Origin of the sequence: Brooklawnia sp., from assembly GCF_049651565.1 — a bacterium.
In the GTDB taxonomy this organism is placed as follows: Bacteria; Actinomycetota; Actinomycetes; order Propionibacteriales; family Propionibacteriaceae; genus Brooklawnia.
Genome location: NZ_JBASCI010000003.1, coordinates 1 through 16,135, shown reverse-complemented (window position 1 = coordinate 16,135; position 16,135 = coordinate 1). Strand labels below are relative to the sequence as shown.

At 69.1% G+C, this 16,135-nt stretch carries 15 protein-coding genes; 11 read left to right on the top strand and 4 right to left on the bottom strand.

The window, feature by feature from the left end; all coding sequences use genetic code 11:
- Window positions 1-127: 127 nt before the first annotated feature.
- Together WBL05_RS00120 and WBL05_RS00115 are read right to left on the bottom strand one after the other, a co-directional pair.
- Window positions 128-2,101: an acyl-CoA dehydrogenase gene (locus tag WBL05_RS00120; RefSeq protein ID WP_424222967.1), complete on the bottom strand. Its 1,974-nt coding sequence runs from the start codon at window positions 2,099-2,101 to the stop codon at window positions 128-130.
- Window positions 2,098-2,745, bottom strand: a complete 648-nt coding sequence (locus WBL05_RS00115; RefSeq protein ID WP_424222966.1) for a TetR/AcrR family transcriptional regulator — start codon at window positions 2,743-2,745, stop codon at window positions 2,098-2,100. The genes WBL05_RS00120 and WBL05_RS00115 overlap by 4 nt, the downstream gene beginning before the upstream one ends.
- A gap of 81 nt (window positions 2,746-2,826) precedes the next feature.
- On the opposite strand from WBL05_RS00115, the gene WBL05_RS00110 reads away from it, so the two are divergent.
- From WBL05_RS00110 to WBL05_RS00100, 3 genes are read left to right on the top strand one after another with little or no spacing between them, the layout of a single operon-like run.
- On the top strand, window positions 2,827-4,071 hold the full coding sequence (locus tag WBL05_RS00110; RefSeq protein WP_424222965.1) for an acetyl-CoA C-acetyltransferase: 1,245 nt from the start codon (window positions 2,827-2,829) through the stop codon (window positions 4,069-4,071).
- Window position 4,072: 1 nt separating this feature from the next.
- Window positions 4,073-5,482, top strand: a complete 1,410-nt coding sequence (locus WBL05_RS00105) for a 3-oxoacyl-ACP reductase (protein WP_424222964.1) — start codon at window positions 4,073-4,075, stop codon at window positions 5,480-5,482.
- Window positions 5,482-6,348, top strand: coding sequence for a MaoC family dehydratase (locus tag WBL05_RS00100; protein WP_424222963.1), 867 nt, complete (start codon window positions 5,482-5,484; stop codon window positions 6,346-6,348). Before WBL05_RS00105 ends, WBL05_RS00100 begins: the two co-directional genes overlap by 1 nt.
- A gap of 49 nt (window positions 6,349-6,397) precedes the next feature.
- Here WBL05_RS00100 and WBL05_RS00095 read toward each other — a convergent pair whose 3' ends face one another.
- Complete coding sequence (locus tag WBL05_RS00095; RefSeq protein WP_424222962.1) at window positions 6,398-7,609, bottom strand: pyridoxal phosphate-dependent aminotransferase; 1,212 nt, start codon at window positions 7,607-7,609, stop codon at window positions 6,398-6,400.
- Between the two features lie 83 nt (window positions 7,610-7,692).
- Between WBL05_RS00095 and WBL05_RS00090 the strand changes: the two genes are divergently transcribed.
- From WBL05_RS00090 to tyrS, 8 genes are read left to right on the top strand one after another with little or no spacing between them, the layout of a single operon-like run.
- Window positions 7,693-8,262, top strand: a complete 570-nt coding sequence (locus tag WBL05_RS00090) for a TetR family transcriptional regulator (RefSeq protein WP_424222961.1) — start codon at window positions 7,693-7,695, stop codon at window positions 8,260-8,262.
- 59 nt (window positions 8,263-8,321) lie between these two features.
- On the top strand, window positions 8,322-9,350 hold the full coding sequence (argC, locus tag WBL05_RS00085) for an N-acetyl-gamma-glutamyl-phosphate reductase (protein WP_424222960.1): 1,029 nt from the start codon (window positions 8,322-8,324) through the stop codon (window positions 9,348-9,350).
- Complete coding sequence (gene argJ, locus WBL05_RS00080; protein ID WP_424222959.1) at window positions 9,347-10,501, top strand: bifunctional glutamate N-acetyltransferase/amino-acid acetyltransferase ArgJ; 1,155 nt, start codon at window positions 9,347-9,349, stop codon at window positions 10,499-10,501. The genes argC and argJ overlap by 4 nt, the downstream gene beginning before the upstream one ends.
- Window positions 10,501-11,406 (top strand): acetylglutamate kinase, encoded by a 906-nt coding sequence (argB, locus tag WBL05_RS00075; RefSeq protein WP_424222958.1) that lies wholly within the window; start codon window positions 10,501-10,503, stop codon window positions 11,404-11,406. Before argJ ends, argB begins: the two co-directional genes overlap by 1 nt.
- A complete protein-coding gene (locus tag WBL05_RS00070; RefSeq protein WP_424222957.1) occupies window positions 11,406-12,602 on the top strand; it encodes an acetylornithine transaminase in 1,197 nt (398 codons plus the stop codon). The genes argB and WBL05_RS00070 overlap by 1 nt, the downstream gene beginning before the upstream one ends.
- The gene (locus tag WBL05_RS00065) at window positions 12,599-13,144 is read left to right on the top strand and encodes an arginine repressor (RefSeq protein WP_424222956.1); all 546 of its coding nucleotides are present in this window, start codon (window positions 12,599-12,601) and stop codon (window positions 13,142-13,144) included. The genes WBL05_RS00070 and WBL05_RS00065 overlap by 4 nt, the downstream gene beginning before the upstream one ends.
- 7 nt (window positions 13,145-13,151) lie before the next feature.
- Window positions 13,152-14,591: an argininosuccinate lyase gene (gene argH, locus WBL05_RS00060; protein ID WP_424222955.1), complete on the top strand. Its 1,440-nt coding sequence runs from the start codon at window positions 13,152-13,154 to the stop codon at window positions 14,589-14,591.
- 30 nt (window positions 14,592-14,621) lie between these two features.
- Window positions 14,622-15,887, top strand: coding sequence for a tyrosine--tRNA ligase (gene tyrS / locus WBL05_RS00055; protein ID WP_424222954.1), 1,266 nt, complete (start codon window positions 14,622-14,624; stop codon window positions 15,885-15,887).
- A gap of 44 nt (window positions 15,888-15,931) precedes the next feature.
- Here the strand turns inward: tyrS and WBL05_RS00050 are convergent.
- Window positions 15,932-16,135 (bottom strand): hypothetical protein (locus tag WBL05_RS00050; protein WP_424222953.1); only part of this gene is annotated, 204 nt, incomplete at its 5' end.

Here is a 16,135-nt window from a genome sequence, read left to right as displayed (position 1 = left end):
ACGGTGGGGCATGGAAGACCTCTGTTTCGTGAAATGGGTTCTGTCGTAAGTCCCACACTTCACTCAGAGGTCTTCCCCTATGTCCAGCAGACCCGCCGCGCGTACTCAATCTCCGTGGTCAGTACAGCTAGGACACCGCCAGTAGCTCCTCGGCGGGCTCGCCCCGGCCGCTGGCGGCACCGCTGACCAGCGGCGGGATCGCAGCGCGCGGGTGCACCAGCCAGTCCTGTGGCACACCGAGCCCCTCCACCAGGGCCAGTGAGTACGGTCGCAGCTCACCGCACAACAGGTCCACCTCGGCGATGATCGACTTGCTGCGCCACGTGCCGAAGACCTCGTGCTCGAGGTACCAGGCCCGGTTGGCCTCGATGGTGGCCAGCGCGTACAGGTCGCAGACCTTGGCCAGCAGCGCAGTCACGTACTCGTCCTGGCACTCCTCGATGCCCTCGATGAACGCCTCCAGCACCACCCGGTCGATGTGCGCCCGGGCGGCTTCCAGCATGTGCGGCTGGCAGGCGTTGATGGCGGCGAACGAGTCCTCGGCCTTGCTGGCCGCCCGCATCCGTTGGGCCAGGCCCTCGACAATGTGCGACTCGCGGAACTCGAACATCTCGACGTGCCAGCCACGGGCCCGCAGTTGCTGGCTCTCGGGCATCCGCCTGGCGGCGGCCACCAGGCGGTCGATCACCGAGCGCGCGGTGGTGCGTTCCATGAAGATGCCACCCATCATCCGGGCGGTCTTCTGGGCGGTGCCGCGCAGGTCCATCTCGCCCCAGCTGGTCTGGTAGTCCAGCAGCAGCGCCTTGGCCACCAGTTGCAGCAGTACGGTGTTGTCGCCTTCGAAGGTGGCGAAGATGTCGACGTCCTGCCGGGTGAGGGTAAGCCCGTTGTCGGCCATGTAGCCGGCGCCGCCGCAGGCCTCGCGGCACTGCTGCACCGTGTCGTTGGCCCACCTGGTGAGCAGGGCCTTCATTCCTGCCGCCCGGGTCTCAAGTTCACGGGCGGCCACCGGGTCGGCGCCGTCGGCGGTCATGATCCGCTCCAGTTGCAGCGCCAGTTCGTTCTGGGCGTAGCCGTAGGCGTAGGCCCGCGCCACGTCCGGGAGCAGCCGGCGTTGGTGGCTGAGGTAGTCCATCAGGACTATCTCCTCACCCAGGCCAGGTTTGCGGAACTGGCTGCGCTGGTTGGCGTACTGCACCGCGATCGTCAACGCCCTGCGCGCTGCCGAGGCAGCGCCACCACCCACGCAGACCCGGCCGCGCACCAGGGTGCCGAGCATGGTGAAGAACCGGGCGTTCTTCGACTTGATGGGGGAACGGTAATTGCCCTGGTCGTCGACGCCGCCGTACTTGTCGAGCAGCATCCTGCGGGGGACGCGTACCTGGTCGAACTGGATGGTGCCGTTGTCGATGCCCAGCAGGCCACCCTTGAGCCCATGGTCGCCGGTGGTCACCCCCGGCAGGTCATTACCGTCGGCGTCCCGGATCGGCACCAGCGCCACGTGAACACCGTGGTGTTCGCTGCCCACCCACAGTTGGCCGAAGACCACCGCCATCCGCCCGTCCCGGGCGGCGCTGCCGATGTAGGCCTTGGTGGCCGACTCGGTGGGGGAGTCGATGATGTACTCGTCGGTATCCGGATCGTAGGTGATGGTGGTTTCGATGGACTGCACGTCGGATCCGTGCCCCAGTTCGGTCATCGCGAAGCAGCCAGGCAGTTCGACCGTGATGGCGTCGGGCAGGAAGGTCTCGTGGTGGTACTGCGTGCCGAGGTTGGTGATGGCACCGCCGAACAGGCCGTGCTGGACGCCGGTCTTGATCGCCAGGGACAGGTCACCCATGGCCGCCGATTCGAAGTTGGCGACCGATTCGGCCAGCGACCCGGTGCCGCCCAGGCTGCTGGGGAAGCCCGCGGTGACCAGCTTCTGCTCGGCCAGCCACTTGACCTTCTCCAGGGTCCAGGCCCGGGCCTGCTCCATGTCGAGCGCGGTGTCGCGAACCACGTCGCTGGCCCGGACCTCTGTTCTCCAGCGTTGTTTTGCCTGGTGGAAGGGTCCATCCAGGGCGCGGCGCAGGGCCGCTCCGGTCGGCGAGGTGTTCATGGTGTTTTCACACTCCTTAGTTGAGCGGCGAATGCTGGCGCGAAGAACTGCTCGATGTGCGCAACCACGTCGGCGCGTGGACGGCGCAGGTTGGTGACGATCCAGCGGTCGGCGACCGCCCATATGTAACCGACGGCGCCATGGGCCCAGATGCTGGCCGGGTCTTCATCCTGGCCATGCCTGGCCAGCCAATCCTGGAAGGCGTCGGACAGCTGGTTGCCGATGCGGGTGGTGATGTTCAGCACCGGGTCGTCGGTGGGGATCTCACCAGTGGGTCGCGATGACACGAACAGGTAGAGATTGCGGTCGCGTTCCACCACGGCCAGGTAGGCGTCGGCGAGTTGGGTGACCATCTCGGCGGGGCTCATCTGCTCCACGGCGCTGAGCGGCAGCTTGCGCAGGATGAAGTCGTGCACCCACGCCACCACGCCCTGGTAGAGCCCGGACTTGTCGCCGAAGTGCCGGTAGAGCACGGTCTTGGACGTGCCGATGTGGCTGGCGATCTCGTCCATCCCCACCGCGGGACCGTGCGCACGGATGGCCAGCACCGCGCCGGCCACCAGTTCGTGCCGCCGTTGCGCGTTGTGCGCCTCCCACCGGGTCGTTCGGCCGTCGGGCACTGACGGTACCTGCTCGTGCTTCACGCAACCCAGAGTACCGGATACCCCAAGTAGCTGGTACCGTCAGATCCAGACATCTTCACGTGCTGATCCGGAAGGACCGAGATGAACCCACGCACCGCTGTGGTGGTCGGGGGCAACCGCACCCCGTTCGTGAAGGCCGGCGGCCAGTACGCCATGGCGTCGTCCCAGGACCTGCTCACTGCAGCCCTCGACGGACTGGTCGCCCGCTTCGGGCTGGCCGGTCAGGAGGTCGGTGAGGTGGTCGCCGGCGCGGTGCTGAAGCACAGCCGCGACTTCAACCTGACCCGCGAGGCCGTGCTCGGTTCGGCGCTGTCCCCGCACACCCCCGCCTGTGACCTGCAGCAGGCCTGCGGAACCGGACTGGAGGCGGTCGTCTACGTGGCCAACAAGATCCGGCTCGGCCAGGCAGAGGCGGCAATTGCCGGCGGAGTCGACTCGGCGTCCGATGCCCCGATCGTGGTCAGCGAAGGGCTGCGTCGCCAATTGCTGGCCCTCGGCCGAGCGCGCAACATCAAGCAGAAGCTCGCCGCGCTGGCCGGCATCCGGCCAGCCGACCTGAGGCCGGTGCCGCCGGCGGTGGTCGAACCGCGCACCGGGCTGAGCATGGGCGAGTCACAAGCGCTCACCACCGCGAAATGGGGGATCAGCCGTGAGGCCCAGGACGAGTTGGCGCTGGCCTCCCACCGCAACCTCGCCCGAGCCTGGGACGAGGGGTTCTTCGACGACCTCGTGACCAGTTACCTCAAGGTCGACCGGGACGGCATCCTGCGCCCCGACACCACGCTGGAGAAGCTGGGCAAGCTGCGCACCGTGTTCGGCCAGGGCTCGGACGCCACCATGACCGCCGGCAACTCCACGGCCCTTAGCGACGGCGCCGCAGTGGTGCTGCTCGCCGAGCAGGAGTATGCGCGGCAGCGCGGCTGGCCGACCCTGGCCAGGCTGGTGGACGCCCAGGTGGCCGCCAACGACTACGTCACCGGCGCCGAAGACCTGCTGCTGGCACCGGCCAGGGCGATCCCGGTGCTGCTGGAGCGCAACGGGTTGAGCCTGGCCGACTTCGACTACTTCGAGTTCCACGAGGCCTTCGCCGCCACGGTGCTGGCAACCCTCAAGGCTCTCGAACAACAGGGGATCGGCAGCATCGACCGATCCAGGCTCAACGTCAAGGGTTCCTCGTTGGCGGCCGGCCACCCGTTTGCCGCCACCGGCGGTCGCATCGTCGCCACCATGGCCAAGATGCTCGCCGCCAGGGGGCCGGGTTCCCGGGGTCTGATATCCATCTGCGCGGCCGGCGGCCAGGGTGTCGTCGCCATTCTGGAGGCATGAGATGAACGTTGTTGAGAAGGCCTACCACTCACCGGTCGGCAGGTTCGTGGTGCGCAAGGCCGGTCTGAAGGATCCGCCGAAGCTGCGCCGCGGGCGGGTGCTGCCCGCCGGGCCGGTGGTGCTCGGTGAAGTGCGGCCAGGCACCGAGGAGGAACCCGGCGCCGGCCTGGTGCGGCGAACCATGGCGCTGGTCGACGTCCCGGTGGCGGAGGCCCTCCGCGACGTCCCCGAACTGCGGGTACCGGACGACAAGGGTCGCGCGCAGCCGCCCAGGTACGACACCGCGCCCGGCGCCATCATCGTGGATGCCACCCGGGTGCGCGCGATCGGCGACCTGGAGGAGATCCGCCAGCTGCTGCGCCCGATCATGAGATCGCTGGAGCCCTCCGGCCGGGTGATCATGGTCGCCACCGACGCCCGGGATGTCGACGGCTGGGAGGCGCACGCGGTGGCCCAGGCCCTGGACGGCATCAACCGGAGCGTCGGCAAGGAACTGCGCGGCGGATCGACGGCAAACCTGATCTTCGTCCGGGTCGACACCCGGCCATCCGATCTGGCGTCCACCATCTCCTTCCTGCTGGAAGGCCGGTCGGCCTTCGTGAGCGGGCAGACCTGGCGGGTGGGTCGCGCGCAGTTCGTCCACGAGCTGTCCGATCGTCCGTTCGACAAGCGGGTGGTCGTGGTGACCGGCGCGGCCCGGGGCATCGGCGAGCAGATCGCCAGGGTGTTCGCCCGGGACGGAGCGACGGTGGTCTGCATCGACCTGCCGCAGTCCGGCGCCGCACTGGCGGCGGTGGCGAACCAGCTGAGCGGCTCGGCGCTCCAGCTCGACATCACCAGCCCCGAGGCTGGCCGGAGGATCGCCGAGCACGTTGCCCGGGTGCACGGCGCCGCCACGCGAATCTGGGCGATCGTGCACAACGCCGGCATCCTGCGTGACAAGCTGCTCGCCAACACCGACGAGAGGCTGTGGGCGCCGGTGCTCGAGGTCAACCTCGCCGCCGAGATGCGGGTGAACGACTTCCTGCTCAACAACGACGTGCACGGCGGCCTGGGCGAGGAGGCCCGCATCGTCGGCCTGTCCTCCACCACGGGCGTGGCCGGCAATCGCGGCCAGACCAACTACGCCGCATCCAAGGCGGGCATCATCGGTGCGGTCCGGGTGATGGCCGAAGACCTGCGCGAGCGTGGCGTCACCGTCAATGCGGTCGCCCCGGGGTTCATCGAGACCGACATGACCAACTCGATTCCGTTCGTGCAGCGCGAGATCTTCCGGCGCACCAATTCCCTGCAGCAGGGTGGCAAGCCGATCGACGTCGCCGAGACGCTGGCCTATCTGTGCGACCCGGCCTCGGGCGCCGTCACCGGGCAGGTGCTCCGGATCTGCGGTCAGAACGTGATCGGACAGTGATGACCGACGACACCAGGGTGCTGGACGCCACCCCCGACCCCGCGAAGTTGCTGTTGAAGGGGCTAGGCGGGTCGGTTCGAAAGCGCGGCAGCCGAACCCCTGACAGGCTGCCCGGTCGCACCATCCTGCTGCCCAGCCACAGCCAGGACCTCGACCGGCTCGCCGCCTACTGTCGGCTGACCGGCTACTCGTTGCGCAACCACGTGCCGGCCACCTGGCTGCACGTCCAGACCTTCGGGCTGCAGGCGCTGCTGTTGGCCGAGGACGACTTCCCCTTCCCGCTGGCCGGCCTGGTGCACGTCGCCAACACCATGACCCTGCACCGCCCGGTGCTGGCGGTCGAGCAGTTGCGGCTCAAGGTTCGGGCGGAAGCGCTGCGACCGCACGCCAGGGGAGTGGTCTTCGACCTGGTCGAAGAGGTTCAGGTGGGCGACGAACTGGTCTGGCAGGGCCGCTCGAACTACCTGGCCAAGGGTGCCACGCTGCCGGGGCAGCCGGCGTCACCCGACCGACTGGAGGCGCCGCAGCAACCGCCCTCCCAGCAGTGGCGGCTCCCGGCCGACCTGGGCCGCCGGTACGCGGCGGTCAGCGGTGATGCCAACCCGATCCACCTGCACCCGGCGACCGCCCGGCTGTTCGGCTTCAAGCGCCCCATCGCCCATGGCATGTGGACGCACGCCCGTGCGGTGGCGGCGCTCGGCACCGGCGTGCCGGCTGCGCACACGCTGCGGGTTCAGTTCACCAGGCCGATCCTGTTGCCCGGCCGGGTCGGCTTCGCCTCGACCAGCCAGGACGCCGGCCAGCGCTTCGCCGTGGTGAACGACGATGGCAAGCCGTACCTGGTGGGGACGCTGCAGCCGGCCTGAACCGTAGCTCGGGCCAGGCTGGGTGCGGACCCGCGTCAGTCGACCCGCGTCAGTCGACGCGAGTCTCGTCGCAGTACTCGGCGATCCGTCCGATGGCCTCGCGGAGGGTGTCCTCCTCGGGCAGCGCGACCAGCCGGAAGTGGTCGGGCGCCGGCCAGTTGAAGCCGCGTCCGTGGCTGACCAGGATCTTCTTCGCCCGCAGCAGGCCGAGCGCCCATTCCTCGTCGTCGTCGATGTCGAACAGTTCGTTGTTGAGTCGGGGGAACAGGTACAGCGCGCCCTGGGCGGGCTCACAGCTGATGCCCTCGATCTGGTTGAGCAACTTGTGCGCCAACTCGAGCTGGTCGTGGAAGCGGCCGCCGGGCTTGACCAGGTCGTCGATCGACTGGTAGCCGCCCAGGGCGGTCTGGATGGCGTGCTGCGCCGGCACGTTGGCGCACATGCGCATGTTGGCCAGCAGGTGCAGCCCCTCCAGCAGGTTGGTGGCCACGTCGAGCGGCCCGGTCGCCACCAGCCAGCCGGCCCGCCAGCCACACGCCCGGTACGCCTTTGACAGGCCCGAGAAGGTGAAGCAGAGCACGTCATCGCCGGCCAGGTCGGCGGCGTGCACGTGCTGGCCGGAGTAGATGACCTTCTCGTAGATCTCGTCGGCCAGCACGATCAGTTCATGGTCGCGGGCCAGGTCGATCAGTTGCTGAAGCAGCTCGCGGGAGTAGACCGCGCCGGTGGGGTTGTTCGGGTTGATGATGACGATGGCCTTGGTGCGCGGGGTGATCTTCGCCCGGATGTCGTCGAGATCAGGCTGCCACCCGTTGCCCTCGTCGCACAGGTAGTGCACCGCTCGGCCACTGGACAGGTTGGTCTGGGCGGTCCACAGCGGGTAGTCGGGGGCCGGGATGAGGATCTCGTCGCCGATGTTGGTCATCGCCTGCAGCACCATCGAGATCAGTTCGCTCACACCGTTGCCGATCAGCACCTGAGGCACGTCGACGTCCAGCCCGAAGGTCTGGTAGTAGTTGGCCACCGCGGTGCGGGCGGAGTAGATGCCGCGGGCATCGGCATACCCGTCCGACTCATTCATGTGCGCAACGACGCTGCGAACCATCGACTCGGGTGCGGAGAACCCGAAGGGGGCGAGGTTGCCGATGTCCAGGTGCAGCACACGCTGCCCCTCCGCCACCATCCGCTGGGCCTCCACCATGTTTCGCCCGCGCACGTCGTAGTGCACATTCTGCAGCCGGGTTGCCTGCTGGTACTTCAAGATCCTCCTGCCCTCCCGCGTCACGTCCTGACGCGCCGTGACAAGAGTACTGGCATCCCACCCCTGGGCGGTATGGTCGGAAAGTGGCAGTCAGTAGGGAGGGCATCGTGGCCGCCGCACTGACCATCCTTGATGAGTACGGCCTGGCAGACCTGTCGATGCGTCGAATCGGAGACGCGGTCGGCGTGCAGGCCTCCACCATCTACTGGCACTTCGCCAACAAGCAGAGCCTGTTGGCCGGAGTTTCCGACGCCATCCTGGCCACCCAGGCCGACGCGTGGCCGGGCGAACCGGTGGCAGCGCTGATCGGCTGGGCGCGCGACCTGCGCAGTGTCCTGCTGACCCACCGGGACGCCGCCGAGCTGGTCGCCGCCACCCTGGCGGTCGGGCTCGGTTCCCGCATCCCGGACGCTGCGGCAGTGCCCATCTTCGTCCGGGCCGGCTGGCCGGGCCAGGAGGCGGAACGGGCGGCCAGAGCCACCTCGCAGTTCGTCCTCGGGCACGTGATGCACGAGCAGACCCGGCAGAACCTGTTGCGACTGGGGGTGCTGCCGCCGGACGCCGAAACACTTGACGACGAGGGCTTCGACCTGGGCCTTCGACTGGTGGCCGCGGGCGCTGCCGCGCTGAACGGGCAGCCGGCCCCCAGCTGACCACCCGGTACAGATGGAGCGGGTTTGCATAACTATTTGGACCACGGCATAGTTATGCCATGACCTTCTCGATTGCGGTGGCAGGCTGCACGGGATACACCGGTGGCGAGATCGTGCGGCTGGCCGCTGCTCACCCCGAGCTCAGCATCGGCGCCCTGACCGCACACTCCAACGCCGGCACCAAGCTTGGCGTCCACCTGCCGAACCTGCCACAGTTGGCCGACCGTGACGTGCTGGACACCACCGCCGAGAACCTGGCCGGGCACGACGTGGTCTTCCTCGCCCTGCCACACGGCGCCTCGGCAGCGGTGGCGGCCGAACTCGGCGGCGACGTGCTGGTCGTGGACTGCGGCGCTGACTTCCGGCTGGTCGACGCGGCGCAGTGGCACAAGTTCTACGGTTCCGAACACGCCGGCAGCTGGCCGTACGGCCTGCCCGAACTACCCGGCGCCCGCGAGGAACTCGCCGGCGCCAGACGGATCGCGGTGCCCGGCTGCTACCCGACCGCCGTCACCCTGTCGCTGCTGCCCGCCCTGGTCTCCGGCCTGATCTCCGGGCACGACGTCACCGTCGCCGCCGCCTCCGGCACCTCGGGCGCCGGCAAGTCGGCCAAACCCCACCTCCTGGGCAGCGAACTGTTCAACTCGATCAGCGCCTACGGCGTCGGCGGCATGCACCGGCACGTCCCCGAGATCATCCAGAACATGGCCCGGCTCGGAGCGGTCGAACCGACCGTCAGCTTCACCCCCATGCTGGCGCCGATCTCGCGGGGCATTCTCGCCGTGGTGACCGCGCCGATCAGCGAACTCGATCCCGAAGCGGTCCAGCAGGCCTACCAGGACGCCTACGCCGACGAACCGTTCTGCAGCGTGCTGCCGGCCGGACAGTGGCCGGCGTCCAAGTCGGTGCTGGGCAGCAACGGCTTCCAGGTCCAGGTCACCGTCGACCGGGCCGCCGGCCGGATGGTCGCGGTCGGCACCCTGGACAACCTCACCAAGGGCACTGCCGGCGGAGCCATCCAGTCCATGAACCTGGCGCTCGGCCTGCCGGAGACCATGGGCCTGACCACCATCGGGGTGGCACCGTGAGCGTCACCGAACCGCTGGGCTTCCAGGCCGCCGGGGTGGCGGCCGGCATCAAGGCCAACGGCCGGCCCGACCTGGCCCTGGTGGTCAACCAGGGCCCGCGCCAGGACGCCGCAGCCGTGTTCACGTCCAACCGGGTCTTCGCCGCACCCGTCGCGTGGTCCCGGCAAGCAGTTGCCGACGGCCTGTTACGGGCCGTCATCCTCAACTCCGGCGGCGCGAACGCCTGCACCGGGCCGGGCGGCTATGCCGATTCAGTGGCCACCGCCCAACGCGTGGCGCAGGTGGTCGGCTGCGATGCCGAGCAGGTAGGGATCTGCTCGACCGGGCTGATCGGCGTCCGGCTACCGATGACGCAGCTGCTGACCGGCGTCGACCAGGCCCACCGGGCACTTTCGGTGGACGGTGGCCACGACGCCGCCCACGCCATCATGACCACCGACACCGTGCCCAAGCAGGCGTTCGCCCAAGGTGTCGGCGGCTACACCATCGGCGGAATGGCCAAGGGTGCCGGCATGCTGGCACCAGCGCTGGCCACCATGCTGGTCGTGGTGACCACCGACGCCGTCGTCGATGCCGATGCCCTGCAGTCGAGCCTGCAACAGGCCTGCAGCCTGACCTTCGACCGGATCGACTCCGACGGCTGCATGTCCACCAACGACACCGTCTTCCTGCTCGCCAGCGGGGCGTCCGGCGTCACTCCTGAACCGGACGAGTTCACCATGACGTTGGCCAAGGTCTGCTGGCGGTTGGCCCGGCAGCTGATTGCGGACGCCGAGGGGGCCGCCCATGACATCGAGATCGAGGTGGTCAACGCCGCCAGCGAGGACGACGCACTGCAGGTGGCTCGTTCGATCGCCCGCAGCAACCTGTTCAAGTGCGCGATCTTCGGCAACGACCCCAACTGGGGACGGGTGCTGTCGGCGATCGGGGTCACCGACGCTGTCTTCGAGGCCGACCAGCTGGACGTCAGCATCAACGGCGTCCAGGTCTGCCGGGCCGGCGGGGTCGGCGAGGACCGCTCGCTGGTCGACTTGACTCCGCGCGCCTGCCACGTCCTGGTCGACCTGCACGCCGGCCCGGCTGCGGCGACGATCTGGACCAATGACCTGACCTATGACTACGTCAAAGAGAATGCGGAGTACAGCTCCTGATGGTTGAACAACGGGTCCACAACGATGCGTCGCTGCTGGCCAAGGCCGGCACGCTGATTGAGGCGCTGCCCTGGCTGATGCAGTACGCCGGCAAGATTGTGGTGATCAAGTACGGCGGCAACGCCATGGTCGACGACGAACTCAAGCTGGCCTTCGCCCAGGACATCGTCTTCCTGCGGCAGGCCGGGGTGCGGCCGGTGGTGGTGCACGGCGGGGGGCCGCAGATCAGTTCCATGCTCGGGCGCCTGGACATCCGGTCGGAGTTCCGTGGCGGGCTACGGGTCACCAGTCCCGAGGCCATGGATGTGGTCCGGATGGTGCTGGTCGGGCAAGTCGGCCGGGAACTGGTCAACCTGATCAACCGCTACGCGCCGTTCGCGGTCGGGCTGTCCGGTGAGGACGCCGGACTGTTCACTGCGGTGCCGAAGCTGATCGAGGTGGACGGTGAAGAGGTCAACCTCGGCCAGGTCGGCGACGTGGCGTCGGTCAACCCGGCGGCCGTGCTCGACCTGATCGAGGCCGGCCGGGTGCCGGTGGTCGCCACCGTGGCGCCCGGCCCGGGCGACAGGGTCTACAACGTGAACGCCGACACCGCAGCCGCCGCACTGGCCGTCGCGCTCCACGCCGAACGCCTGGCGATCCTCACCGACGTGGCCGGGCTCTACGCCGACTGGCCCAACTCCGAGGAGATCATCACCCAGATCAGCAGCCAGGAGGTACGCGAACTGTTGCCCAGCCTGGCGTCCGGGATGCGGCCGAAGATGGAGGCCGCGTTGCGCGCCGTCGAGGGTGGGGTCGACCGGGCAACCATCATCGACGGCCGGGTCAAGCATGCGCTGCTGCTTGAGATCTTCACCAACGAGGGCGCCGGCACGATGATCAGCGACGAACACAAGGAGGCCTGATGACCGTCCAGAGCGAGTGGCTGGCCCGCTACGACGCCACCCTTATGCGCAACTTCGGTCCTCCGAAGCGGGTCTTCGTCCGCGGTGAGGGCGTGCACCTGTGGGACGCCGACGGCAACCGGTACACCGACATGTTCAGCGGCATCGCGGTGGGTGGGCTGGGGCACGCCCACCCGGCGGTGGTGGCAGCGGTGACCAGCCAGCTCGGCACCCTGGGCCATATCAGCAACCTGTACGCCTCGCCGCCCCAGATCGAGCTGGCCGAGCGGCTGGCCGCCACGGCCATCGCGGGGGACCCGACGAAGGCGGCCCGGGTGTACTTCGCCAACTCCGGCGCCGAGGCCAACGAGACCGCGTTCAAGATCACCCGGCTCACCGGGCGCATCAGGGTGGTCGCCATGGAGGGCTCATTCCACGGCCGGACGATGGGCGCGCTGGCCCTGACGGCAACGGCCAGGTACCGCGAACCCTTCGAACCGCTGCCCGGCGAGGTGGTCTTCGTCCCCTTCGGTGACGCGGACGCGCTGGCGGCGGCGGTCGATGACCGCACCGCAGCGGTCGTGCTGGAGACCATCCAGGGCGAGAGCGGCGTGGTGTGCCCACCGGACGGCTACCTGCGCCGGGTGCGCGAGGTGACCCGCGAGCACGGCTGCCTGTTGTGGGTGGACGAGGTCCAGACCGGTATCGGACGCTGCGGGCAGTGGCTCACCTCGGTGGCCGACGGCCTCGAACCCGACCTGGTTACATTGGCCAAGGGCCTCGGCAACGGCATCCCGATCGGGGCCTGCCTGGCCATCGGTGCGGCTGGCGAACTGCTCACCCCTGGCAGTCATGGCAGCACCTTCGCGGGCAACCCGATCGCGGCGGCGGCCGGCCTGGCAGTCCTGGGCGTCATCGAGTCGGAGGGATTGCTGGCACACAGCCGCTCGATGGGCGACTACCTGAGCCGGCGGGTGCTGGCCATCGGTGACGGCCAGGTGGTCGGGGTGCGCGGCCGGGGGCTGCTGCTCGGCATCGAGCTGGCGGCCGACATCGCACCGCAGGTCGCCGACGCCATGCTGGAAGCCGGCTGGATCACCAACGCCCCCCGCCCGTCGGTGCTGCGGCTGGCGCCTCCGCTGATCATCACGACCGAGGTGGTCGACCAGTTCATCGGCGCGTTGGCCGAGGTGCTCGCCGAGGTCAGGCAGCGATGACGGGTGAGGCGCCACCCCGCACGTCGTCCCGGGTGGCCCGGCAGGGCCGGATCATTGAGCTGATCCAGCGCCGTGAGATCGGCTCGCAGGCCGAGCTTGCCGACCTGCTCGCGGACGAGGGAATCACGGTCAGCCAGGGCACCCTCAGCAAGGACCTGCTCGAGATCGGTGCGGTCCGGGTTCGCAACGCGGCTGGCGCTCTGGTCTATGCACCCCCAAGCGCGGAGTTCACCTCCGACAACTCCGCACACCAGGCCCGGCTGGCCAGGATCTGCGTCGAATTGCTGGTCTCGGCGGCCGCCTCTGCCAACCTCGCGGTGCTGAAGACCCCCCCGGGAGCCGCCCAGTACTTCGCGTCCGCTGTTGACCGGGTCGGGCACCCGGCGGTGCTGGGCACGATCGCCGGTGACGACTGCATCCTGGTCATCGCCCGCGACCCCGAGGGCGGTCAGGGCCTGGCGGACTGGTTCACCGGCCTGGCTGCCAGCAAGAACCGCCAGCCGGTCGATGTGACGGGAGCGACCAATGGCGATGCGCCATGATGGGCCGGTGAGCCAGCAACCTGACCAAGCACCTGCCCAGCACGCCGAGGGCTTCCTGTGGGGTGGCCGGTTCGCCGGTGGCCCGGCGGACGCCATGTTCGCCCTGTCGGCGTCGACCCACTTCGACTGGCGGTTGGCGCTGGACGACCTGGACGGGTCGGTCGCGCACGCCGGCGCCCTGCACCGGGCTGGGCTGTTGGATGAGGAGGAGCACGCGGCGATGGTGGCCGCGCTCGGGCAGTTGCGCGCTGACGTGGCGGCCGGCCGGGTCGGGCCCGCGGACAGCGACGAGGACGTGCACGGCGCCCTCGAGCGGCTGCTGATCGGACGCGTCGGCCCCGACCTTGGCGGCAGGCTGCGCGCTGGCCGGTCGCGGAACGACCAGATAGCCACCCTGATTCGCCGCTGGCTGCGCCGCGAGGTGCGCTCGCTGAGCCTGGACGTGCTCGCGGTGGTCGGCGCCCTGCGCAACCAGGCCGAGCGACACCTGGGTGCGATCATGCCCGGCCGCACCCACCTGCAGTCGGCCCAGCCGGTGCTGCTCAGCCACCACCTGCTCGCCCATGCGTGGCCGTTGTTGCGTGACATCGACCGACTCCGCGACCTCGACCGGCGCGCCGCGGTCAGCCCATACGGATCGGCCGCCCTGGCCGGCACCTCACTCGGACTCGATCCCGAACAGGTGGCCGGTGACCTCGGCTTCGCATCCTCGGTGCCCAACTCGATCGACGGCACCGCCGCCCGCGACCTGGTCGCCGAGGCCTGCTACGTGCTGGCCCAGGTCGGGGTCGACCTGTCCCGGCTGAGCGAGGACGTGATCATCTGGGTGACCCCCGAGTTCGGCTTCGCCCGGCTCGACGACGCCTGGTCGACCGGGTCGAGCATCATGCCGCAGAAGAAGAACCCCGACGTGGCCGAACTGGCCCGGGGCAAGGCCGGCCGGCTGATCGGCAACCTCGCCGGGTTGCTGGTCACCTGCAAGGGGCTGCCGCTCGCCTACAACCGTGACCTGCAGGAGGACAAGGAACCGCTGTTCGACTCGGTCGACCAGTTGCACCTGCTGCTGCCCGCGATTGCCGGGATGGTCGGCACCCTCAGTTTCGATGTCGACCGGATGGCCGCGGCCGCACCGCAGGGCTTCTCGCTGGCCACCGACATGGCCGACTGGCTGGTACGCCGCGGTGTCCCGTTCAGCAGGGCCCACGACATCGCCGGAGCGGCAGTGCGTTACTGCGAGGCGGCCGGGTTGGAGTTGGGGGAACTGAACGCCGAACAACTCACCGGCATCGCCCCGGAACTCAACCCCGAGGTGCTGGCCGTGTTGACTGTCGAGGGGTCGGTGGCCTCCCGGGATGGCCGGGGCGGCACCGCACCCCGGCGGGTGGCTGAGCAACTGGCCGAGCTGGACGCCGAGGTGGAGCAGGCCCGCGGCTGGGCCATCGGCTGACCCGGTCCGCCCGGCCGGTACGCTGTCGGAGTGAATGCTCTGCTGGACGAACTGAACTGGCGTGGCTTTGTGGCCCAGTCAACCGATGCGGACGCGTTGGCGGCCCACCTGGATGCCGGGCCGATCACGTCCTATGTGGGGTTCGACCCGACAGCGGCGTCCCTGCACATCGGCCACCTGGTCCAGCTGTTGGTGGCCCGGCGGATCCAGGAGGGCGGTCACCGGCCGATCCTGCTGGTCGGCGGGGCCACCGGGTTGATCGGAGACCCCAAGCTGGCCGGCGAACGGGTCATGAATGACGCAGCCGTGGTGCAAGAGTGGGCCGAGCGGCTACGCCAGCAGGTCAGTGACTACGTCAGCCTCGAAGGGGACAACGCCGCCCTGGTGGTCAACAACTACGACTGGACCTCGACGTTGTCGACCCTGGACTTCCTGCGGGACGTCGGCAAGCACTTCCCAGTGAACCGGATGCTGGCCCGCGACGTGGTGGCCCGCCGGCTGGAGGCCGGCATCAGCTTCACTGAGTTCGCCTACGTGCTGCTGCAGTCGCTGGACTACCGCGAGCTGTACCGGCAGTACGGGGTCACCCTGCAGACCGGCGCCCAGGACCAGTGGGGCAACATCACCGCCGGCATCGACTTCATCCGCCGCACCGAGGGTGTGCAGGTGCACGGCCTGGTGACCCCTCTGCTCACCAAGGCCGATGGCAGCAAGTTCGGCAAGACGGAGGGCGGGACGGTCTGGATCGACCCAGCGCTCACCTCACCCTTCGCCTTCCACCAGTTCTGGCTCAACGCCGAGGACGCCAAGGTCATCGAGTACTTGAAGATCTTCACCTGGCGCACCCGCGACGAGATCGCCGAACTGGCCGACCAGACCGAACAGCGCCCGCAGTTGCGGGCGGCCCAGCGGGTGCTGGCCAACGACATCACCGAGCTGGTCCACGGCGCCGACGAACGGGCGGCTGCCGAGCAGGCCGGTTACGCCCTGTTCGGACGCGGTGAGCTGACCGACCTGCCGGAGTCGACGTTGCGGGCGGTGATGACCGAGTTGGGCGCCGCCAAGCTGGCACCGGCGGACGGTCGACTGCCGCTGGTCGCCGATGCCCTGGCCGCCAGCGGGGTGGTGGCTTCGAAGTCGGCTGGACGTCGGGCCATCGCCGAAGGGGGCGCCTACCTGAACAACCGCAAGGTGACCGACGTCGAGCAGCGCCTCGTGCGGGGCGATCTGCTGGCCGGGAGCTGGGCGGTGCTACGGCGGGGCAAGCGTGCCGTCGGCGCCGTAAAAGTGCTGTGACTACGCTGAACAGCAACCCGCGGCGGTGACCATGTTGCCTCATGTCAAGATGCCCGCTTGGGTGGGGTCGTTGCCTCGTGGTTGGGTGCCCGCTTGGGTGTGCGGGGCATCTTGGTTTTGTTGAGGTAGACGTGGTTTCGTTTGGCTCGGGTTTGGACGGTGCCGCGGCGGCGTGCGAGTTCGGTCAGGTTGCGTTGGATGAGGTCTATCTGACGGCGTAGTTCGGCTGGTCGAAGGTTGTCCCGGGT